The sequence below is a fragment of the Rhodopseudomonas sp. BR0C11 genome, assembly GCF_010820945.1.
Taxonomy (GTDB): Bacteria; Pseudomonadota; Alphaproteobacteria; order Rhizobiales; family Xanthobacteraceae; genus Rhodopseudomonas; species Rhodopseudomonas palustris_H.
On record NZ_QTKI01000872.1, the window covers coordinates 1 to 407 of the forward strand.

1 protein-coding gene is annotated in these 407 nt (G+C 66.1%); it reads right to left on the reverse strand.

Features of this window, described 5'->3' with window-relative positions; genetic code table 11:
* The coding region (locus tag DYI24_RS27875) for an ABC transporter substrate-binding protein (RefSeq protein WP_246701412.1) at positions 1-407 on the reverse strand (407 nt) is incomplete at both ends.

The window sequence follows — 407 nt, forward strand, 5'->3', positions numbered from 1 at the left end:
CCGGCTGGTGGGGATAGGGGCCGGCAACGTCCTTGGCATAGGCCCAGTGCGAGCTCGGCAGCGTCATCCGCGCCGGCTCGCCGAGGCCGCTCAGCGCCGCCTTGACGAAGGTGTCGCGATCGAGCGCATAGTTGATCGCCTGCCGGACCTTGACGTTGTCGAGCGGCGCGCGGGCGTAGTTGAAATACACCTGGATGCAATACAGCGTCGGCGACGACACCAGCTTGAGGTCCTTGGCGCGTTCGATCACCGGCTTCAGCCGCGCCGGCAGCTGGAACGCCATGTCGTTCTGGCCGGCGACCACCGACCGCAGCGCCGTGGCATTCTCCGGGATGATGTTGAACTCGATGCCGTCGAGGAACGGCCAACCCTTCCGCCAGTAGTTTTCGTTGCGCGCGACGACGACG